General features: G+C 40.8%; 19 protein-coding genes. 12 read left to right on the top strand and 7 right to left on the bottom strand.

The features are described 5' to 3' along the window. Window positions 1-19 precede the first annotated feature (19 nt). Entirely contained in the window at window positions 20-724 is a 705-nt protein-coding gene (rluF, locus tag BKO01S_RS17505) for a 23S rRNA pseudouridine(2604) synthase RluF (RefSeq protein WP_066057093.1), read from the bottom strand. 338 nt (window positions 725-1,062) lie between these two features. On the opposite strand from rluF, the gene BKO01S_RS17500 reads away from it, so the two are divergent. From BKO01S_RS17500 to BKO01S_RS17485, 4 genes are all read left to right on the top strand, one after another. Continuing rightward, entirely contained in the window at window positions 1,063-2,394 is a 1,332-nt protein-coding gene (locus BKO01S_RS17500; RefSeq protein WP_066057090.1) for a hypothetical protein, read from the top strand. A gap of 92 nt (window positions 2,395-2,486) precedes the next feature. Further along, the gene (locus BKO01S_RS17495; protein WP_066057087.1) at window positions 2,487-3,254 is read left to right on the top strand and encodes a VOC family protein; all 768 of its coding nucleotides are present in this window, start codon (window positions 2,487-2,489) and stop codon (window positions 3,252-3,254) included. A gap of 20 nt (window positions 3,255-3,274) precedes the next feature. Further along, entirely contained in the window at window positions 3,275-4,435 is a 1,161-nt protein-coding gene (locus tag BKO01S_RS17490) for an acyl-CoA dehydrogenase family protein (protein WP_066057083.1), read from the top strand. Between the two features lie 124 nt (window positions 4,436-4,559). Continuing rightward, window positions 4,560-6,236, top strand: a complete 1,677-nt coding sequence (locus tag BKO01S_RS17485; RefSeq protein ID WP_066057080.1) for a glycoside hydrolase family 13 protein — start codon at window positions 4,560-4,562, stop codon at window positions 6,234-6,236. 25 nt (window positions 6,237-6,261) lie between these two features. Here BKO01S_RS17485 and BKO01S_RS17480 read toward each other — a convergent pair whose 3' ends face one another. Continuing rightward, window positions 6,262-7,914: a M20/M25/M40 family metallo-hydrolase gene (locus BKO01S_RS17480; protein WP_066057077.1), complete on the bottom strand. Its 1,653-nt coding sequence runs from the start codon at window positions 7,912-7,914 to the stop codon at window positions 6,262-6,264. Window positions 7,915-8,086: 172 nt separating this feature from the next. On the opposite strand from BKO01S_RS17480, the gene BKO01S_RS17475 reads away from it, so the two are divergent. Next, on the top strand, window positions 8,087-9,202 hold the full coding sequence (locus BKO01S_RS17475; RefSeq protein ID WP_066057074.1) for a TIGR04053 family radical SAM/SPASM domain-containing protein: 1,116 nt from the start codon (window positions 8,087-8,089) through the stop codon (window positions 9,200-9,202). A gap of 47 nt (window positions 9,203-9,249) precedes the next feature. On the opposite strand, the gene ykzB is transcribed toward BKO01S_RS17475, so the two are convergent. Together ykzB and BKO01S_RS17470 are read right to left on the bottom strand one after the other, a co-directional pair. Next, window positions 9,250-9,390 (bottom strand): protein YkzB, encoded by a 141-nt coding sequence (gene ykzB, locus BKO01S_RS24680; RefSeq protein ID WP_501193740.1) that lies wholly within the window; start codon window positions 9,388-9,390, stop codon window positions 9,250-9,252. Beyond that, window positions 9,390-9,569: a hypothetical protein gene (locus tag BKO01S_RS17470; RefSeq protein WP_066057071.1), complete on the bottom strand. Its 180-nt coding sequence runs from the start codon at window positions 9,567-9,569 to the stop codon at window positions 9,390-9,392. Before BKO01S_RS17470 ends, ykzB begins: the two co-directional genes overlap by 1 nt. Window positions 9,570-9,757: 188 nt before the next feature. Here BKO01S_RS17470 and BKO01S_RS17465 point away from each other — a divergent pair, with 188 nt between their 5' ends. The 4 genes from BKO01S_RS17465 to BKO01S_RS17450 all read left to right on the top strand — a co-directional run bounded on the left by BKO01S_RS17465 (window position 9,758) and on the right by BKO01S_RS17450 (window position 14,720). Beyond that, window positions 9,758-10,087, top strand: a complete 330-nt coding sequence (locus BKO01S_RS17465) for a MerR family transcriptional regulator (protein WP_066057067.1) — start codon at window positions 9,758-9,760, stop codon at window positions 10,085-10,087. A gap of 149 nt (window positions 10,088-10,236) precedes the next feature. After that, entirely contained in the window at window positions 10,237-11,964 is a 1,728-nt protein-coding gene (locus BKO01S_RS17460) for an ABC transporter ATP-binding protein (RefSeq protein WP_066057064.1), read from the top strand. Between the two features lie 28 nt (window positions 11,965-11,992). Further along, window positions 11,993-13,726: an ABC transporter ATP-binding protein gene (locus tag BKO01S_RS17455; protein WP_084362133.1), complete on the top strand. Its 1,734-nt coding sequence runs from the start codon at window positions 11,993-11,995 to the stop codon at window positions 13,724-13,726. Window positions 13,727-13,820: 94 nt separating this feature from the next. Then, a complete protein-coding gene (locus tag BKO01S_RS17450) occupies window positions 13,821-14,720 on the top strand; it encodes an NAD(P)/FAD-dependent oxidoreductase (protein WP_066057058.1) in 900 nt (299 codons plus the stop codon). Between the two features lie 193 nt (window positions 14,721-14,913). Here the strand turns inward: BKO01S_RS17450 and BKO01S_RS17445 are convergent, their stop codons facing one another. Continuing rightward, window positions 14,914-15,639: a class I SAM-dependent methyltransferase gene (locus BKO01S_RS17445; protein WP_198158836.1), complete on the bottom strand. Its 726-nt coding sequence runs from the start codon at window positions 15,637-15,639 to the stop codon at window positions 14,914-14,916. Between the two features lie 230 nt (window positions 15,640-15,869). Between BKO01S_RS17445 and BKO01S_RS17440 the strand changes: the two genes are divergently transcribed. The 3 genes from BKO01S_RS17440 (at window position 15,870) to ybaK (ending at window position 19,537) form a co-directional block, all read left to right on the top strand. After that, on the top strand, window positions 15,870-17,534 hold the full coding sequence (locus BKO01S_RS17440; RefSeq protein WP_066057054.1) for a glycoside hydrolase family 13 protein: 1,665 nt from the start codon (window positions 15,870-15,872) through the stop codon (window positions 17,532-17,534). 128 nt (window positions 17,535-17,662) lie between these two features. Further along, window positions 17,663-18,982, top strand: coding sequence for a UDP-glucose dehydrogenase family protein (locus tag BKO01S_RS17435; RefSeq protein ID WP_066057052.1), 1,320 nt, complete (start codon window positions 17,663-17,665; stop codon window positions 18,980-18,982). Window positions 18,983-19,057: 75 nt separating this feature from the next. Continuing rightward, window positions 19,058-19,537, top strand: coding sequence for a Cys-tRNA(Pro) deacylase (ybaK, locus tag BKO01S_RS17430; protein ID WP_066057132.1), 480 nt, complete (start codon window positions 19,058-19,060; stop codon window positions 19,535-19,537). An 85-nt stretch (window positions 19,538-19,622) separates the two neighbouring features. On the opposite strand, the gene BKO01S_RS17425 is transcribed toward ybaK, so the two are convergent. Beyond that, complete coding sequence (locus tag BKO01S_RS17425; RefSeq protein WP_066057050.1) at window positions 19,623-20,090, bottom strand: CD3072 family TudS-related putative desulfidase; 468 nt, start codon at window positions 20,088-20,090, stop codon at window positions 19,623-19,625. Further along, on the bottom strand, window positions 20,080-20,664 hold the full coding sequence (locus tag BKO01S_RS17420; RefSeq protein WP_066057048.1) for a CD3073 family putative ECF transporter S component: 585 nt from the start codon (window positions 20,662-20,664) through the stop codon (window positions 20,080-20,082). Before BKO01S_RS17420 ends, BKO01S_RS17425 begins: the two co-directional genes overlap by 11 nt. Between the last annotated feature and the right edge of the window lie 2 nt (window positions 20,665-20,666).

The raw sequence follows: 20,666 nt of genomic DNA, 5'->3' as shown, positions 1-20,666 counted from the left end.
AAAGAGTCCTTCAGCTTTTTTACTGTTTCGGTTCGTATTGTAATTCTTTAAAAAGTTCTTCTTTTTCCGCTTTCGTTAAGTCTCTCCACTGTCCAACAGGGAGATTGCCAAGATGGATGTTCATAATTCTTGTCCGTTCAAGGCGAACGACACCATAACCTAAGCTTGAGCACATGCGGCGAATTTGTCGATTTAAGCCTTGGGTTAAGATGATTTTAAATACGTACTTTGATAGCTGCTCTACTTTACAAGGAAGGGTTACCGTATCAAGAATTTCTACACCAGCTGACATTTTTGCAACAAACTCCTTCGTAATCGGTCTGTCAACGGTCACGATGTACTCTTTCTCATGTTTGTTTTCTGCTCGAAGAATTTCATTTACGATGTCTCCATCATTCGTCAAAAGGATTAGACCCTCAGACTCTTTATCGAGCCTTCCAATATGGAAGATACGCAGCGGATGGTTCACAAGGTCAATAATGTTCCCTTTAATATGACGCTCCGTTGTACTAGTAATGCCAACGGGCTTATTAAGTGCAATATATACATAGTTTCTGGCAACAACGATGGATTGACCATTCACCCTTACATCGTCTCCAGCTTCCACCTGAGTGCCCAGCTCTGCAACTTGCCCATTAATCGTAACCTTTCCTTCGCTAATGAGCTTATCTGCACCACGTCTAGAAGTAAAGCCTGATTCGCTAATAAATTTATTTAATCTCATTATTTTTACATCCTTTAGGTGTTTTGTCCTTTAAAGAATACAGCAATTGTTTGCTTGTTTTCAAGCGGGTGGTTGGTTAGGTTATGGAAATCGCAAATAAATCTGAGGAATCGCAAATAAATTCCAGAAATAGCAAATATATTTTTAAAATATTCAAGGATTTTCAAGTAAGTTTATAAGAAAGTGAATGTAAACAATGGTTAATCACATATTTCCAAGAGAAATAGAGTTGAAATATAAAAATTGACGGATTTCCCCCAGAGGAACCAATTGAATCTATTTCGTAATAGGAGTACGATAAAAACAAAAGATTACTAGTTAGTAGGAGAAGTTGCCCTATGCGAAGCTACCTCATTTTAGCGATGTGTAGCCTTTATTTGATTCAATATTTTGCAGAGCTCTCGTGGCTGCGGTACCTTGTTGTTGCTATAGCCCTGATTGCGTTTGTCGGTAGTGCACCAAAGGCAGACCGTCTACCAAGGCTCCTAGGCTTTTTTATGATGGGGCTTGGCATGATTCTTGAAATCGGAAAGGGTACAGGAGTCGATGGAATAAGTGACGGTCTATTTCTTATTCTCCCTCTACTTTGTTTAATCACGTTAGCTCCCCTGTTATCCATTCCTTTGCGATTCGGAGGATACTTTGAGGCGGTAGCTACTCTGCTTAAAAAGCTGATGCAGCAACCAAAGAAACTTTATGCGGGGATTACGGGTACATTGTTTTTACTTAGTCCTGTCTTAAATCTTGGCTCAGTCCGTATTATTAATGAGTTTTTAGATGAGTTAAAGCTTCCCTCAATGATGTCAGCGAAGAGCTATCTCGTTGGATTTACGACAGCCATCTTCTGGTCTCCATATTTTGCATCCGTCTCTTTAGTACTTCATTATTTGCATGTTCCGTTCACAAAGTATATTGGATATGGGATTGTACTTTCATGCCTATCTTTATTTATTGGAAATCTCTTATTTGCTCTTTGGCAGAAGAGAAACCCTTTAATCATGGAATCTACAGAATCATTTTTACTAGATAAGCAGATTCGTAATCAGCTTATTCGACTCGTTTTCTTCGTTGTTCTGTTAATGGGGTCCTGTCTTTTGACAGAATGGGCCACCCATTGGTCAATGATCGTCATTGTTTGTTTGATATCGGTTTTTGTTCCGGCAGTGTTTGCCATTATCCCTCGTAACTGGGAAAAGATGCGACCACTGTTAATTGATTATCGAGATCGTACCGTTCCATTGATGAATAATGAAATGATGCTATTTATGAGTGCAGGAATGCTTGCTTTTGCGATAAAAGGAACAGCACTTGCCGAGGGAATCAATCTTTTTCTAGTAAAATTGGCGATGGAGTCGTTTGTTGTCTTTGCGGTTGCTGTCATTGCGATCGTACTAATACTAACGTATATGGGGATACACCAAATTGCTGTTGTTGGAGCACTAGCTATGCAGCTTCAGCCTGATGAGTTAGGGATCACGAACATATCGCTAGCCTTATTATTGCTGCTCACCTGGGCGATGTCGACCGCGCTTAGTCCGTTTTCTGGCTTAAACTTAATGGTTAGCCGATTTGCTGGAATCTCCGGAGTCCAGGTTGGGTTGCAAGCGAATGGAATCCATGTGTCGATTGTTGCGATCGTAGGAGTGACAATTATATCATTTGTTAGTTAAGCCTCTTAGAGAATCTAAGGGGTCTTTTTTTACAAGCAGAGAGTAGTGCCGTTATACTTATATAAAAAGCAGGACGATAAGGAGAGGTAAATGTGGCCAATTTAAGCTGGGATCATACCGTTCATTACGTCAGAAATCTAGATTCTGCAGTAGAGATCTTTAACAAAAAAGGTTTTCACGCCTTCAGAGGCGGATCTCACACAACCTGGGGAACGTATAATGCTTTAAGCTATTTCGGACTTTGCTATCTTGAATTTTTAGCAATAGAAAATTCGGAGCTTGTTGAAAAGAATAAGAATGTAAATGCGGTTGTTTATGATGCAGCAAGACTTTTACCTGAAAAAGAAGCAATTGCACGGTTGGCCATACGTACAGATGATATAGAAGAAACGGTTCGTTCGTTAATAGAAAAAGGGTTGGAGCTGTCACCCATTGTAGCGGGAAGCCGAATCAATACGTTAGGAAACAAAATTGAATGGAAGATGGCATCTGTAAAGGGTGATTATGAAGGAGTTGTGTACCCTTTTTTCATACAATGGAAGGAATCTGACGAGAATAGACTTTTATCATTAACAAATGCAGGTGCCATTCAACCGCATCGTGGAGGGGACGTGTCCTTAAAAGAAGTGATTATCCATAGCTTAGACCCTCAAAAAGTAGCATACCACTGGTGTGATGTATTTGGATTGGAAATGGAAGAAGGAAGTGGAGATTTTTTGAGAATTCGTATGCAGGATCAATTTTTTACATTTCAAAAGGGTTCTAATGATCAATCAATGACGCTAATCTTTCATACAGATATGGATGAATTAAAAGGGACGACCTTCTTCATTGGTGAAGGAGAATACACGTTTCAATAAGTAGGGAAAGGAGTTTTTTTATGGGTTACCATGAGGAGTATTATGTAAGAACAAACCGTCACAAAGAGCTCTATACCATGGTGAGTAAGCTAGCTGATTCGTTTAAGAGTCGGTCGGAACAATATGACCGGGAGGGGAGTTTTCCTTATCAGAATATCGAGGAGCTAAAGAAAAGTGGTTACACGAGGCTTTCTGTACCAAAGGAATTGGGAGGGGAAGGAATTTCTCTTTATGAGCTTGTCCTTCTACAGGAAAGGCTTGCCCAAGGAGATGCTTCGACCGCCCTTTCTATCGGCTGGCATTTAGGAATTGTCATGGATACCGCTGAAAAAAGGTTATGGGACAATAAGGTTTTTGAGAGAATAGCTCACGATATCGTTCAGAATGGAGCGTTATTAAACAGTGCCGTTTCTGAGGCAGCAACCGGGAGTCCCACACGAGGAGGAAGACCACAAACTCTTGCGGTAAAGGAAGGGAACGAGTGGGTGTTAAACGGTCGAAAAACGTTTACCACGATGGCTCCTGTATTGGATTATTTTATTGTCGTTGCAGCGGTGGAGAAAAATGGCGAAATTGCTCAGTTTATTGTTCCACGTGAAACAAAAGGGTTGGAAATCGTCGAAACATGGGATACTATGGCGATGCGTGGAACAGGAAGTCATGACATTCTTTTACAAGATGTGAGAGTTCCTCATGATGCCCTAGTTCAAGTGCTTGATCAGGAATCAAAGAAGAAGGCGAGTGGGTGGCTACTCCATATTCCAGCCTGTTATATGGGTATTGCCTTAGCAGCAAGAAACCATGCGGTTGAATATGCCAATCATTACAAACCAAACAGTATAAAAGGTCCAATCAGTGATCTCCCCAATATCCGCCAGCCTATTGGGGAAATGGAGCTTAAATTAATGAATGCAAGAACATTTCTTTATTCTGTTGCAGAAAGATGGGATCAGGATGTTGAAAATCGCTATGAGCTACATGCGGAGCTGGCAGCGGCAAAACATGTTGTAACAAATACAGCGATGGAAATCGTTGATAAGGCGATGCGTATAGTAGGAGCACAAAGTCTTTATCATAAAAGTCCACTTCAAAGGTATTACAGGGACGTAAGGGCAGGCCTTCATAATCCACCAATGGATGATGCGGTTATCTCTCTACTTGCTCAAAGAGCCACAAAATAGATATTTGTAAAAAAATTGCCTTTCTTTCATGAGAAAGGTTATTTTTTTTCCATTCAATTAATGCTATTCTATTAGAAAGCAAACGTTTGCACAAAACCTTTACATAAAAGAAGGAGATATACAAATGGATAAATCATGGTGGAAAGAAAGTGTCGTCTATCAAATCTACCCTCGTAGCTTTAAGGATAGCAATGGAGATGGAATCGGTGATCTTCAGGGAATTATTGAAAAACTGGATTATTTAAAGGAGCTTGGTGTTGATATCATTTGGCTTTCTCCAGTATATAAGTCACCAAATGATGATAATGGGTATGATGTAAGCGATTACCAGGATATTATGGATGAGTTTGGAACGATGGATGATTGGGAACATTTGATTCAAGAAATGCATGAACGTGAAATGAAGCTAATGATGGACCTGGTAGTAAACCACTCATCAGATGAGCACCATTGGTTCCTTGAGGCGAAAAAATCTAAGGACAATCCCTACCGGAACTATTATATATGGCGTAAAGGGAAGGAAGGCAAAGAGCCAACCAATTGGGAATCATTTTTTAGCGGGTCTGCCTGGGAATATGATGAAACGACCGATGAGTACTTTCTCCATCTATTTAGCAAAAAGCAGCCTGACTTAAATTGGGAAAATCCAAAGCTACGTAGAGAAGTCTACGATATGATGAATTGGTGGATCGACAAGGGTGTCGATGGCTTCCGAATGGATGTGATCAATCTTATTTCTAAGGCGGGGTACCAGGATGCCCCAAATGTAGAAGGAAAAAAATATGCATCAGGTGCGGAGTACTTTTTTAATGGACCCAAAATACACGAGTACTTACAGGAAATGAATAAAGAGGTGCTTTCAAGAGGTGTCGTTACAGTTGGTGAGACACCAGGTGTAGATGTCGAGCAGGCTAAGCTTTATACAGGTTCAGACCGGAACGAACTTAATATGGTGTTCCAATTTGAGCATATGGATCTTGATTCAGGGCCAGGTGGGAAATGGGATTTGCGTCCGTTGAAGCTAAAAGACTTGAGAGACAATTTTACGAAATGGCAAAAGGGACTTGAAGATGCAGGCTGGAATAGCTTGTATTTAAATAATCATGACCAGCCTCGTATGGTTTCGCGATTTGGAAACGATGGGAAGTACCGAGTGGAATCGGCTAAAATGCTTGCTACCTTCCTTCATACACTTCAAGGAACCCCTTATATATATCAAGGCGAGGAAATTGGCATGACAAATGTTAAATTTGATTCGATTGAGGCATATAAAGATATTGAAACACTAAATATGTACAATGAAAAGGTCACAGAAAATAACGAAGACAAAGCAAAAGTGATGGAATCAATTTATGTGAAAGGGCGAGATAATGCACGCACACCGGTGCAATGGAATGATAGTGAACATGGCGGTTTTACAACAGGAACACCATGGATCGCAGTAAACCCCAACTACGAAGAAGTGAATGTAGAAAAAGCGATTTCTGACCCAGATTCCATTTATCACTACTACAAAAAGCTGATACAGTTAAGAAAAGAGAATGAGGTCATCGTTTATGGGAAGTATGACTTGCTTCTGGATGATCATGAGCAAATCTATGCCTATACGAGAACACTTAAGAAAGAAAAGCTGCTAGTAATCTTGAATTTCTCTGATCACCGACCAGTATTTAAGCTCCCAGAGGATATGATTTGCCGTGATGTAGAAGTATTAATCAGCAATTACGAGCAACCAGGGGAGCCAGATGTTTCTTCGATCAAGCTTCGCCCGTACGAGGCAGTGGTATATAAATATAGATAAGAGAGTAGGCGAGGGGGGCCCTCGCCTATTTTAATAATAGCTCAATTACTCGTTTTGTCAGTGTAGGAACCACTTCCAAAGAGTAAGTCATTTCGAGTCTTTCTAATCGTTTATGCGCATCAATTCCATAGGGTCCAATATTGATGACAGGAACATTAATATCTCGTATATCCTGGAAATTGATATAATGCTTTCGACCCCAGCTTGGATTATTGTTTGTTACTGCTTGAAGCCCAGCATCATCATCACTTAATGCTACAAAACTCATATCAGAGATATACGGGAAAAAATTACGTGTAACAATCGGATGTGGGTAGTCTGGTTGTATGTCAGCAACTGCTTCATCAAGTGCGTCAATAAGGTTTGATTCATCCGACGTTTTTCCTGTTAGTTCAATTCGTGGTGAATATAAAGAAGAATAAAACAAAATCATGGCAGGGCTTTTGTCCTTCATCCATTTCCATGCTTCCTCTACCACACGCGCTGCGTACATTCGGCTATCCAATGATCTGTCTTTTTGCCGTTCGTCTTTAAACTGGTCCATATGTTTTTTGAAAGGCTCTCCATGTTCATGATGCAGGATTTCTTCCATCTGTTCATAAGTAAGTACTCTTGTTTTCCATGGAATCGGTTGGAAAGCTTCTCCGCTAATCATGCAATATTTTTTATAACGTTCTTCGTAGGTACGTAAGGCACGATCAAATGCTAGTGTAGCTTGCTCGGTCAACTTGTCTATTACGTCCTTTGGCGTCCACGAATGAATAAAGAAATTATAATAAACATAGGCAGCTAGTGCGGTTTGCACATCATACGACGGTTTCATATCCATTTGTTTTAACGAGACCGGCGGAACAGTCGTTTCCCCATATGCCTCATTGCAAAGCTCTGGATTATAATTGATTTGCTGAGTTAGCTCTGCTGCCAAAAAGTTTGGGTCTAATCCCTCAAAGCAGGAACCAACATGTGTCTCAGCACCAGTAATAAAAAAGGAGGGGAGAAGCTTTCCGACAGTTCCTTTATAGATGTAGCGATTTTGATCGCCTTTGAACCGGGGGGCTACGAAATCGGCATTGATAGCCGCGACATAGTCAAAGTGGTGCTCAGCCTTCCATCTTTTTAATGTTTTTAAAGAAGAAAGGATACCGTTTGAACTATCCTCCTCATCACATTCTGCTAAGAAAATAAGGTTTCCATCAAGTTCCTCGGGATGTTCCGAATAATATTTTAAGAGATAAAGATGGCTAGCAAGTCCGCTCTTCATATCTAGGGTGCCTCTACCGAATAGCCAGTCCCCAGATTCAAGCTGATCCTTTACCTCATCTGCTAGGTCCTCCTTCTGTAAAGCTTCAGCTAGCTCGTCAGGATAACAAGCAAGTTCCTTTAATTGATTAAAATCTTCTATTCCAACTGTATCAACATGGCCCATAAGTATAACGGTCCGATTACTTGTTCCTTTTGTACCTTTCACAAAGGCAATCACATTATACCTTTCGTAATCGTCATCAAGGGTTTGTTCGATGACGATATGTGTTGGATTTTCTAGAAAATAAGGTAATGAAGTCAAGAGGGTATGCAAGGAGTGAGAGATGACTTTTTCTCCATCTGTATTGACTACACTTTCAATTTGAACGAGCTGTTTGGTGAGAGCTAACACATCTGTACGACAAGGTAATAGCATGGTTTTCTCCTTTTTACATGAAATAATCATCTGTTTATTTTCACTATACGATAAAGAATCTTTATTAGAAAGTGGCAAGTGTAAGAGGATTGTAACAAAATGGATGATTCAACGAGTTGGTTACCTCCTATAATGAGAACATTGGAAAATTAAAAGATTGTTAGGTGATACCATGCATGGGAAACATGTTCATGTTGATTACAGCCAAAATCCGTTTATTGTCATATGGGAGGTAACGAGAGCCTGTCAGCTGAAATGTGTACACTGTCGAGCGGACGCGCAGTTGACACCAGATCCAAATGAATTAACACATGAAGAAGGAATGGCTCTAATCGATGAAATTTATGAAATGAATAACCCGATGCTTGTTTTTAGTGGTGGTGACTGTATGATGCGTGACGATCTACTTGAGCTAGCAGATTATGCGGTTAAAAAAGGAATGCGTGTTTCGATGACTCCAAGTGCAACAGCTAATGTCACAAAGGAGAAGATGAGACAGGCGAAGGAGGTGGGGTTATCAAGATGGGGATTTAGCTTAGATGGACCCACTGCTGACATTCATGACCAATTCCGGGGAATTCCTGGTTCTTTTGACTTAACATTAGAAAAGGTAGCCTACCTTCGTGAGCTGAAAATGCCGCTTCAAATCAATACGGTTATTTCACGTTACAATTACGACCATCTAGAGCAGATGGCAAAATTAATGGAAGAGCTTGATGTGGTTATGTGGTATATCTTTTTACTAGTGCCAACTGGAAGAGGCCAGGTGGATGATTGTTTAACCCCCCTTGAGCATGAAAGGGTGTTTAAGTGGTTATACGATTTAAGTAAAAGAGTTCCTTATGATATCAAAACAACGGCTGCACAACATTATAGACGTGTCGTCCTCCAGCAAAAAATGATGGAGCATAAAGTAGAAAAAGGCCATATCCGCTATGAAGACACAATGACGATGGATCAGGATAAAATCCGAGACGGCCTAAAGCGTGCGCCAAAGGGCGTAAATGATGGAAATGGGTTTATTTTTGTATCGCATACTGGAGATGTGTATCCAAGTGGCTTGCTCCCAATAAAGGTCGGAAATATTCGTGAGAATCGTTTAGATCATATTTATCGAACCTCTCCTGTTTTACAGGAACTTCGAAATCCAGACCTCTACAAAGGAAAATGCGGGATGTGTGAGTACCGCCAAGTATGTGGAGGTTCGCGTTCTAGAGCCTATGCGATGACTGGAGATTACCTAGCAAGTGAACCGTTTTGCTTATATGTACCAGAAGCTTTGCGATAGACATAAAAAAGGTAAGCCTGCTGTTTCATGACAGCAGGCTTTTTGGGTTAACTATTTTGAACGTTACGAAGAATTTCATATGCTTTATCACCGGCTTCACTTGTTAGGCTCTCCCAGATTTCGTCTCGAAGTAGGTCTAGTTCAATAATCATCTTGGCTAATGTAATAGCATCTTCATTTCTCATCATCATTCGTCCTTTCCCTTTCCCTTTCCTTTCCTTGATGCTACCCATTTTCTATATACCTCTTCCATCTCGGTAAGAGTGAAATCAGCTGAGTCCTTACGAACAGTGAGTGCACCGGCTTTTGTTAGGAGACTCTCATACTCTTTTCGCCTTTTCTCAACCATTTCTCTTAGAAGCGCCATGGGGAGTTCATCCTTTCTGTTGGTATTATCGTAATTGTAAGCGAGGTGGAAATTAATATCACCTTAAGTGTTAGTTTAACTAACAGCATTTCTAAATCTTGTTAGATTTCCTTACAAGTTAGACGTCTATTGTGTGAGGTAATGGTATAATCTAGAAGCAAACGGTGTGGGAAACGGAGGAATAAACCATGGGGGAAGATACTTCATATAAAAGCCGAAAAGTCATAACGATAGGTGTAGTTAGTGAATTAACAGGCCTTTCCGAGAGGCAAATCCGTTATTACGAAGAACGAAAGCTCATTTTCCCTGAGCGCTCTGAACGAGGGAACCGAAAATACTCATTCTCAGATGTGGAGACACTAATAGAAATAGCCAACAAGCGAGAAGAGGGAGTTCGTACGTACGAAATTAGGCAAGATATGATTAAGAAAAATAACTTAGCCAAGGATGAAAAACTCCGTAACAAAATGCTTCGTGGACAAATTAACGCAAGGTTTGGAATTCAGAAAAACCAATAGCCCTTATGAAGAGCCTGCAAAAGGCTTTTTTGTTTGCTCTAAAAGAAGATTGAATATTTTGTACACTTTATTAATATGGTACAATAAAAATAGTAAGGGATACTAAATAATTTGTATATTTTCGGAAATGGAGATGGAGGGACCCCACCATGAAGAAGCTTTTTCGATACATATTTCCCTATAAATACGCCACAATGATTGCGTTAGCACTTACCGGCTTTGAGCTAGTGGTGGAGCTTATCCAGCCAGTACTCATGGCAAGAATTATAGATGAAGGCATCGCAAACGGAGACATGAATCCCGTTTATCTATGGGGAGGCATTCTCTTACTCCTTTCTTTTATCGCCTTTGTTGCAGGAATTGTAAACTCCTTTTACTCTTCCCAGGTAGGTCAAGGGGTCGGTTACGATCTTCGGAGAGACCTTTTTGGAAAAATACAACAGTTTGCCTTTAAGGATTTTCAGGAAATACCCACCTCTTCCTTAATTACTAGACTCACAAATGATGTGACTCAAATCCAGAACTTCTTATTTATGAGCCTGCGTATTGCACTCCGGGCGCCTTTATTTATTTTAGGTGGAATGATTATGGCATTCACGGTAAACGTGAAGCTGGCTACCATTCTGCTTGTTTCAGTCCCGCTATTGATGGTGATTGTATTAATGCTTATTCGAAAAGGAGTCACTCTTTTTCAATTTGTTCAAAAAAAGCTTGATGAAGTGAATAGTATCATTCAAGAAAACTTAATAGGTATTCGGATAATCAAAGCCTTTACAAGAGGTGATCATGAGCAGGGGCGCTTTGAAAAAATAAACAAGTTGCTCAGAGAAGACAATAAGAAAGCCCTCCAAATTATGGAGATGACGATGCCTATTCTCATGTTCGGAATGAATGTTGCAATGGTCGTTATCCTATGGTTCGGTTCTCTTCAGTTTGGTACTGGAGGAGCACGAGCGGGAGAAATAGTAGCGGTGCTTAATTATGGAACAAAAATTATGTTTGCTTTTACCGTGTTTTCCTTTGTCATGATGAATTATTCTAGGGCACAGGCCTCGTCTGGAAGGCTTGTTGAAATTCTTGAGCAGGACACAGGTGCTGAACAACTTAAGACATCTTCAACAGGAAAACCAATTGACGGACGGGTACAATTTCATCACGTTCATTTTCAATACCCACAATCAGTTAATCCAACACTTGAAGATATTAGCTTTACGGTAAAGGCTGGAGAAAGGATTGGTATCTTAGGGGAAACGGGGTCAGGGAAAACGTCATTATTTCAGTTGATCCCTCGTTTATTTGAGGCAACTGGGGGAGAAATTACGATTGACGATGAGGATATCACGAATTATGAGAAGGAAGAACTTCGAAAGCAAATTGGAATGGTCCCTCAAGAAGCTCATTTATTTACGGGGACAGTAAAAGAGAATATCGGATGGGGAAAGGAGAATGCGACCCTTGATGAGATTATAGAAGCTGCGAAAAAGGCAGAAATTCATGAGTTCATCATGACTCTCCCGAACCAATACGAAACCATGGTGGGACAACGTGGAGTAAATTTATCTGGTGGTCAAAAGCAACGACTCTCCATAGCAAGGGCGATTGTCAGGCAGCCAAGCATCTTGTTATTGGATGATAGTACGAGTGCACTTGATGCAAAAACAGAAGCAAAGATCCTATCATCAATTAAAGAACAAGCCTGTACGACGTTTATTATTGCTCAAAAAATTAGCACGGTTATAAAGGCCGATCAGATCCTTCTTTTAGAGGAAGGCCGCTTAGTAGCAAGTGGGGCACATGAACAATTACTAAAAGAAAGCGACAGTTACCGTAGAATATACAGGTCTCAGATGCAAAAGGAGATGGAACAGCTTGCATAAACCTCAAACTACACCAAAGGCAAAGAATATGAAGGGAACACTGCTTAGGGTTCTCGGGTATGCAAACAAAGAAAAGACACTGCTTACTTGGGTGCTTTTTATGGTGATAGCAAGCTCGGTTTTTTCCTTAGTGGGACCTTATTTATTAGGAGTGGCGGTCGATGATGTCATTGCAGGGACCAATAAGGAGAGATTTTTATTCTTGTTATTTGGGGTAATCATCGTCTTTCTTCTGCAGTCAGGTGCCTTATTTTTTCAAAACTATTGGATGATTGGGATCGCACAAGAAATCGTTTTTCGCATGAGAAATCAGCTTTTTAAAAAGCTGCATTTGCTATCAATTTCCTTCTTTCAGAAGCGTCAGCATGGCGAACTTATGAGTCGTTTAACGAACGATATGGAAAATGTCAGCCGAACATTAAACTCAGCCATTATTCAGGTCGTTACAAGTACATTAACGATTATAGGAACGATTGCTATGATGTTGTGGCTTAGTCCGTTATTAACCGTACTAACATTAACGATTGTTCCTGTTATGTTTGCCGGACTAAAGTGGATCACAAACCGAACAGGGAAGTTCTTTAAGGAGCAGCAAAAAACGCTCGGTGAAATGAATGGTTTCATTGAGGAAACACTGGGTGGTCAAAAAATTGTGAAAATGTACTCACAGGAGCGTAGAGTCATTGAGCTGTTTGCAGAGAAAAACGATTCGTTAAAGGAATCCAACTATTGGGCTCAAACCTACTCAGGCTTTATTCCAAAACTAATGAACATGCTAAACAATGTAAGCTTTGCAATCATTGTTGGGATTGGCGGAATTCTTGCGATTAAGGGGTCTGTATCAATCGGTGTCATTGTTACTTTTACTACATACTCTAGGCAGTTCACGAGACCATTAAATGATCTCGCAAACCAGTTCAACATGATTTTATCGGCTGTAGCAGGTGCGGAGCGTGTGTTTCAAATCATGGATGAAAAAGAGGAACAGGACGATGAAGGCAAAGCAAGGTCCATCGATCATTTACGAGGGGACATTGTGTTTGATCAGGTGGGATTCTCCTATGACAAGGGTCTTTCAACTTTAAGGGATGTAAGCTTTCAAGCAAGAATGGGTGAAACGGTTGCGTTAGTTGGACCAACGGGAGCAGGAAAAACGACGGTTATTTCCTTGCTCGCTCGTTTTTACGATAGTGATGAAGGGACGATTTGGATTGATGGAATAGATAGCAAAGAAATCACCCGAACCAGTCTTAGAAAGCAAATCGGGTTTGTGTTACAGGATTCCATATTATTTGAGTCAACCGTTCGAGAGAATATTCGATTTGGGCGCTTAGATGCTACTGATGAAGAGGTTCTTCAGGCAGCAAAGGAAGCGAATGCACATGATTTTATCATGAAACTTCCCAACGGGTACGATACAACTTTGAATGGGGAAGGATCAGGAATTAGTCATGGGCAAAGACAGCTGTTATCCATTGCCCGGGCATTACTTGCAGATCCAGCTTTATTGATTTTAGATGAGGCTACGAGCAGTATCGATACCATTACGGAAATGAAAATTATCGAGGCGTTAGAAAGGCTGATGAAGGGGCGTACAACATTTGTGATCGCCCACCGATTGAACACCATTCAAAACGCTGACCTAATTGTTGTGCTAAAGGACGGTCAGGTCATTGAAAAGGGTTCAAACAAAGAATTATTGAAAAAAGATGGATTTTATGCAGACTTAGTTCGTACGCAACAACAAAAGGCAATTATGTGAAAGTTGGTCCTTTAAGGGTCAGCTTTTTCTTCTTTTTAGAAAAAAACATCCGATAGTTGGGCAAGGTAAGGAGGTAGGAAGGAGCGGAAAAACAGTGGTCTATGATTGTGTCATTATTGGTGGAGGAATAGCTGGATTACAATGTGCGATTCAGCTAGGAAGATATATGTACAAGGTACTCGTAATTGATTCAGGCGACGGCAGATCTACCCTCTGTCGGAGCTATCACAATGTTCTTGGGTATCCATCCGGAGTAAGCGGTGAATATTTACGTTCAATTGGTGAGGAACAGGCGAAACAATATGGAGTGGAATTTTTACTAGAAAAAGTCGAAAAGGTCGAGAAGAAAAACGAGGTTTTTCATGTAACGACTCATCATGGAGATGAGAAAAGGGCGAAGAGATTGCTACTTGCAACCGGGGTAATGGACCGAATCCCACCCATTCCTGAGCTGTACCCATGCCTAGGGCAAAGTGTCTATATTTGCCCGGATTGTGATGGATATGAAATCAAAGATCAGGAATGTATCGTAATTGGCTCAGGAAATGTTGGAGCAAATGCTGCCTTGACTTTATTGTTTTGGTCAAAAAAACTTGTGTATGTGAATCACGAACGAAAAGAAGTGGATGAAACCCTCCTTAAGAGATTAAAAAAGGAGAACATTGAATACTATGAGGAATCTATTGAACAGGTGCAGGCGAAGGACGGGCAGTTTCAAGGGGTACAATTGGCAGATGGAACTCAATTAGTTTCGAACCATGGATTTGTCGCCTTTGGGAACAATGAGGTTCGTTCGGAGCTTGCAGCTCAGCTCGGAGTTGAACGCATGGAAAATAAACATATTCTAGTGGATCCTCGTTCAAAAATGACGAATATTAAACATGTATGGGCAGCAGGTGATGTGGTTGCTCACTCCGAACAAGTAACAGTTGCGATGGGAGATGGCCTCCAAGCGGCTATTTTTATTCATAAATCGTTGATGAATGAATCTTAAATTGAAAACTGGCCGTCGTTTGGACGGCCAGAAGAATGTTTTTGGTTCTTATTGTTGGATTTTAAGCAATTTCAACTGATTTTTAGTATATTGTCGGGTTAGGTTGTGTAGTTATTTGCGATTCCGAAATCTATATCCAACTCTCCCGAACCGACCTACTAGCTCCAACAGCAAACCTGTCCCCGTTACTCACTCACTTCCTACATCGTAATACCCGGTACCCTAGCCGGTCTCCGTAAAACCCGAGCAGTTGCTGATGGGCTACCATTACTTGATCATATACTGGATGGTTGCTTACCGGCATCGAAGGCGAAGCATCTGATGTTCCCCCTTCGCCGCTTAGCATTTCCTCCCAAGCGGTACGTCGGAGAAGAACTTGGAGAGAATGAAAACCTGTCTTTTCAAATAACTGAACCCATTGTTGTTCTGAAAATATACTCGAGATTCCATACACGGATTGAATTCTTTGGCGATCACTCGGAGCAAGGGAATCGTCACCGCTCATTTCAATAGCTAAGAGTACACCATCTTTTTTTAACACTCGATGAAGCTCACTGAGTGACTTTTCTACATTCGTAAACGTCAGAACCGATTCAGCTAAAATAAGGTCAAAACTCTCATCTTCAAAAGGGAGGTTTTCCAGACTAGCTTGTTTAATAGTAACAGGCAAACCTTGAGAGGTAACACGCTCGCGGGCTTTTTCCACCATCTCAGGAAGGAGATCGATAGCTGTGACGTGCGCTCCAAACCTTTTAGCAATATAGGCAGACGTTAATCCTACCCCGCAGCCTGCATCTAGGATGGTTGTATCCTTTGTAATATGTTCCCGTTTTACCATCTTTTTTGTTAATGAATGTCCACCAGGGTGGGCTCCAGCAATACCGTAATACGCTAGAGCTTGTTGATAGGTTTTTTTCACTACATATTCCTCCCTCATCTATGCATAACATATCGTATGGTGCTTAAGGGATGGAGGACACTGCAGACCAGAAGGGAAATCAGTATTGCGTAAAATGAATGTAAGCGTTAAACTATAAACAACAGTGCAACCTTTAGAAGGTTATTTTTTATCACCATTTATGCAAACGGTTGCGCTAACTAACAAGATGTATAAGTGATCAAAAAAATAGAATGTCAGAGGGGTAATTTATGAAGAAGATATGGTGGAAGGAAGCTGTGGCATATCAGATTTATCCAAGAAGCTTCCAGGATTCAAATGGAGATGGAATTGGTGATTTACAGGGTATGATTCAGCGACTTGATTATATAAAAGATCTAGGGATTGATGTAATTTGGATTTGTCCTATGTACAAATCACCGAATGATGACAATGGATATGATATATCAGATTATGAAGATATTATGGAAGACTTCGGGACGATGGAAGATTTTGATGCTCTTTTAGTGGGGGTCCATGAAAGAGGAATGAAGCTGATAATTGATCTAGTTCCTAATCACACTAGTGATGAGCATCAATGGTTTATCGAATCACGTCAATCAAAGGACAATCCAAAGCGCGATTGGTATATTTGGCGTGATGGGAAAGAGGGAGCAGAACCGAATAACTGGGAAAGTATTTTCGGAGGATCTGCTTGGGAGTACGATGAACAAACGAACCAGTACTATTTGCATGTGTTTTCAACAAAGCAGCCTGATTTGAACTGGGAAAACCCTGAGGTTCGTGAGGCTGTCTACGGTATGATGAACTACTGGCTGGATAAGGGGATCGATGGGTTCCGAATCGATGCAATAAGCCATATTAAAAAGCGTCCGGGATTCCCAGATATGCCAAACCCGGTGCAGAAGAAATATGTTTCTTCTTTTGACATGCATATGAATCAGGAGGGAATACATGAATTCCTTTCTGAGATGCAAGATAAGACCTACGGAAATTACGATGTTATGACAGTAGGAGAAGCGAACGGGGTGTCAGTAGACGAAGCACATCTTTGGGTAGGAGAAGAAGAAGGTAAAATGAACATGGTATTCCAGTTTGAACATCTAGATCTTTGGGATACCGATCCTGCGAAGGGTCTTGATATTTTAGGTTTGAAAAAGGTACTTACTCGCTGGCAAAAGGGATTAGAAAAGGATGGCTGGAATGCGTTGTTTATCGAAAATCACGATAAGCCAAGAATTGTCTCCACCTGGGGGAACGACAAAGAGTACTGGTATGAAAGTGCAACAAGCATGGCCGCCATGTATTTCCTAATGCAGGGGACACCATTTATTTATCAGGGTCAGGAAATTGGAATGACAAATGTCCACTTCCCAAGTATTGATGATTATGATGATGTAGCTGCAAAGAATATGTATCGATTGAAGCGTGAAGAAGGGGTTTCGCACGAGGACATTATGGAAATCATTTGGGCTACTTCAAGAGATAATAGCCGTACTCCAATGCAATGGTCTGATGACGATCAAGCAGGGTTTACAACAGGAACACCGTGGATGAATGTGAATCCGAACTATAAAGAGATTAATGTGAAAAAGCAGCTGGAGGAGGAAGGGTCGATTCTCTCCTTTTATAAAAAGATGATTCAGCTGAAGAAGAACAATGAAGTGTTCACATACGGTATATATGAGCTTCTTTTAGAGGAAGATCCGAAAATCTATGCGTACACACGTCAAAGTGACAACGATAAAGTTGTGGTTCTGTCGAATCTAACAGCAGAGGATGCAACCTTTGCTATAGAGGAGTTAGAGCTAAAGCACAATCAGGTATTATTGGCAAATTACGAAGTTGATCCGCATGAGAGCATGAACGGGTTTACATTAAAACCGTTTGAGACAAGAGTGTATCGTTTAACATAATTTTACCCGAAAAGACCATATCCTCTTGATATGGTCTTTTCAATTTCTTAACACGATTTTAGCAATTCTTCCTATACATACAAACTATACTGATAGTAAGATAATGATACGATTAATGGGGGGGTCTTATGAAAATAACAGTCTGTGGGACCGGGTATGTCGGGTTAGTAACAGGTGTTTGCCTAGCTGAGATTGGGCATGATGTGGTTTGTTTAGATACAGATGAACAGAAAATCAATTTGCTGCAATCAGGTATTTGTCCCATTTATGAACCAGGCCTAGAAGAGTTATTGTCAAAGCAGCTCCTAGCAAAAAGGCTCCACTTTTCAACAGATGCAAAGCAAGCTTATAAGCACGCAGAAGTGATTTTTCTAGCAGTTGGAACTCCTGAAAAGGAGGATGGAGCGGCAGATTTAACTTATATCCAGCAGGCTGCAGAAACCATGGCACAACATATCACTTCACATAAAATCATCGTAACAAAAAGCACCGTCCCCATTGGTACAAATGACCAGCTCCAAGCCATGTTCGACAGGAGGGGTATTTCTGTTGATGTAGTCTCAAATCCCGAATTCCTTCGAGAAGGCTCTGGGATTTATGATACGTTTCACGGTGATCGAATTGTGATTGGTTCAAATAACAAAGCAGCCATGGAAAAAGTAGAGAAGATCTTTCAACCTCTCCAAATTCCTATTGTTCATATGAGCATTTGTAGTGCTGAAATGGTTAAGTACGCATCGAATACCTTTTTAGCCACAAAGATTTCGTTTATTAATGAAATTGCAAGGCTGTGTGATTATACGGGGGCAAATGTAGAGGATGTTGCTCTTGGGATGGGAATGGATAGTCGAATTGGAACGCCTTTTCTAAAGGCTGGTATAGGTTTTGGTGGTTCCTGTTTCCCGAAGGATACGAAAGCGTTAGAAAATGTAGCAAGCCTGTACGGATATGAGTTTCAAATTCTCCGTTCTGTTATACAGGTGAATGAGAAGCAAAAATCACTTCTTTTTGAAAAGGCGATTAATCGTATGGGAACTGTTGAAGGAAAAGACGTTGCTGTTTTGGGGCTGTCCTTTAAACCAAACACCGATGATATACGGGACGCTCCATCTATTCCACTGATTGATGAGTTAGTAGGAGCAGGGGCCCATGTCCGTGTGTTCGATCCAATTGCTTCTAAACATGTAAAAAAGAGATATCGAGATTTAATCCACTTTTCGGATACAATAGAGAACGCTATTACGCAAGCTGATTTGGTGTGTATTGTGACGGAATGGGCGGAAATAAAGGAATTTCCCCTAGATAATTACAATCGAATGATGCGAGAACCGCTCGTTATTGACGGTAGGAATTGCTACAAGTTAGAGGAAGCGGAACGCTCTGATATGACGTATATCTCTATTGGTCGGAGAGTAGTAGAGAGAAAGACACCCATTTTACGTTATTAAATAGGACTTAAAAGGCAGGGAATTGTATCTCCCAGCCTTTTTTCGTATTATAAAAATAAAAAGGGTGGGCGTATGGTGAAGCAGGCGAAAACAAATGCGATGCGAATTCTAGATAGTAAAAAAGTAGACTACGAATTAATCACGTACGATTCAAATGATGGGAAAATTGACGGTGTTTCTGTCGCAGAAAAGATAGGAAGAGATGCCAAACAGGTATATAAAACACTTGTGGTTCAAGGTACAAGTAAGCAGTTATATGTTTTGATTGTTCCTGTTGAGAAGGAGTTAAACCTGAAAAAAGGTGCTCAAAGTTGCGCTGAAAAGAAAATTGAAATGATCCCTGTTAAGGATATACAAAAGTATACAGGGTATATTCGTGGTGGGTGCTCTCCCGTAGGGATGAAAAAACAGTATCCAACGGTAATCGACGAAAGTGCGGAGGAGTTATCTTCCATTATTGTGTCCGGAGGAAAAATTGGTGTGCAAATGGAGCTTACCCTTCAAGACTTGTTATCTGTAACAGATGGGAAATTAGCTGATATCGCTAGTGAATAATGATAAGCAGACTCGTTTCACATAGAAGAAAAGGAGTCTGCTATTCGTTGACGACTAAACGGAACCCGTTTACATGAGGACAAAATCAGTTTTGGATACGATGAGTATTAGAATCAAAAATGGGATCTGAAACGTCTGGTAAAAACCAAGTATCTTTTATTATAATTCCATTTTTTCTTTGCAGTTCTTGAAATTCTTCCATGAAAATCCCCCTTAAAGGATCACAGGATGGGCTACTGCCAATTCCAACAAGGCCACATAATTCGTATCCACTTTCTTGATAAGCGACTAGCTGTTCAATAACCGGAGTTACTATCGAGCGACAGTGCTTACGATACTCTTCTGTATTATATTCTTCGTACGTCATTGGAGGTCGGTCCAAGCCTAAAAAGGTAAATTCAGGACAAGGAAGTTGAACCAGGCCGAATCCCTCTTTTCCCACCCATTGTAGAACACTAGGGACTGCACCTAATGCACGGGCTTCATGGGGGATAACGGTATTTTGATTTAAGATACAATGAGAAACAACGAGAATTCTCTTACTACGCTGCATGCTTCGGTGTCTCCTTTCGTGAACGGTATAACTTTAAGAGCACTGGTAATCGGAGAATGAGAAATGTAACGAGTAGACAGGTAATCACTTTATCTACTAAATTGCCAGTGATTCTAGAAATAAAGGTTGATGCATATATACTCTCTCCTGCAGCTCTCGCCCACAGGACAATCCAATCCATCCCACTGCCGTTTAATCCTCCAAAAAGAGCTACAGCGATCGGAGTTCCAATCAAAGGGGCAATCACGGCAATAAGAAGTCCAGCACCAAGTGAGACTGGTAGCTTTGTAAAATCAAATCTTCGGGCAATGGTTCCAACAATGATGGCGATTGCGACATTAACGAGTCCGAAGAAGACAGCTGTTGGTCCGATTGTTATACCGAGAACCAAGTTAGTTAGTACTCCAGCTAAAGATCCCCACCATGGTCCGAAAAGAGCTGCAACCAATACAGTTCCTACAGTATCAAGAAACAGCAGGGGAATATTCAACAAGGAAACCGCCGTACCGAGAACAACATTCAAGGCAATCCCAAATGCTGAATACGTTAAGATGGTTGTTCGATTTATCTTCATGT

The sequence above is a fragment of the Robertmurraya korlensis NBRC 107688 genome (assembly GCF_001591645.1).
Taxonomy (GTDB): Bacteria; Bacillota; Bacilli; order Bacillales; family Cytobacillaceae; genus Robertmurraya_A.
This window is presented reverse-complemented; position numbering and strand designations above follow the sequence as displayed.

Excerpts from the sequence above, each read along its gene's own strand:
- BKO01S_RS17420 (WP_066057048.1), bottom strand. The coding sequence starts at position 20,664 with ATGAAGATAAATCGAACAACCATCTTAACGTATTCAGCATTTGGGATT.
- BKO01S_RS17480 (WP_066057077.1), bottom strand. The coding sequence starts at position 7,914 with ATGCTATTACCTTGTCGTACAGATGTGTTAGCTCTCACCAAACAGCTC.
- BKO01S_RS17485 (WP_066057080.1), top strand. The coding sequence starts at position 4,560 with ATGGATAAATCATGGTGGAAAGAAAGTGTCGTCTATCAAATCTACCCT.
- BKO01S_RS17490 (WP_066057083.1), top strand. The coding sequence starts at position 3,275 with ATGGGTTACCATGAGGAGTATTATGTAAGAACAAACCGTCACAAAGAG.
- rluF (WP_066057093.1), bottom strand. The coding sequence starts at position 724 with ATGAGATTAAATAAATTTATTAGCGAATCAGGCTTTACTTCTAGACGT.
- BKO01S_RS17465 (WP_066057067.1), top strand. The coding sequence starts at position 9,758 with ATGGGGGAAGATACTTCATATAAAAGCCGAAAAGTCATAACGATAGGT.
- BKO01S_RS17435 (WP_066057052.1), top strand. The coding sequence starts at position 17,663 with ATGAAAATAACAGTCTGTGGGACCGGGTATGTCGGGTTAGTAACAGGT.
- BKO01S_RS17425 (WP_066057050.1), bottom strand. The coding sequence starts at position 20,090 with ATGCAGCGTAGTAAGAGAATTCTCGTTGTTTCTCATTGTATCTTAAAT.
- BKO01S_RS17500 (WP_066057090.1), top strand. The coding sequence starts at position 1,063 with ATGCGAAGCTACCTCATTTTAGCGATGTGTAGCCTTTATTTGATTCAA.
- BKO01S_RS17470 (WP_066057071.1), bottom strand. The coding sequence starts at position 9,569 with ATGGCGCTTCTAAGAGAAATGGTTGAGAAAAGGCGAAAAGAGTATGAG.
- BKO01S_RS17440 (WP_066057054.1), top strand. The coding sequence starts at position 15,870 with ATGAAGAAGATATGGTGGAAGGAAGCTGTGGCATATCAGATTTATCCA.
- BKO01S_RS17455 (WP_084362133.1), top strand. The coding sequence starts at position 11,993 with ATGAAGGGAACACTGCTTAGGGTTCTCGGGTATGCAAACAAAGAAAAG.
- BKO01S_RS17475 (WP_066057074.1), top strand. The coding sequence starts at position 8,087 with ATGCATGGGAAACATGTTCATGTTGATTACAGCCAAAATCCGTTTATT.
- ykzB (WP_501193740.1), bottom strand. The coding sequence starts at position 9,390 with ATGATGAGAAATGAAGATGCTATTACATTAGCCAAGATGATTATTGAA.
- BKO01S_RS17460 (WP_066057064.1), top strand. The coding sequence starts at position 10,237 with ATGAAGAAGCTTTTTCGATACATATTTCCCTATAAATACGCCACAATG.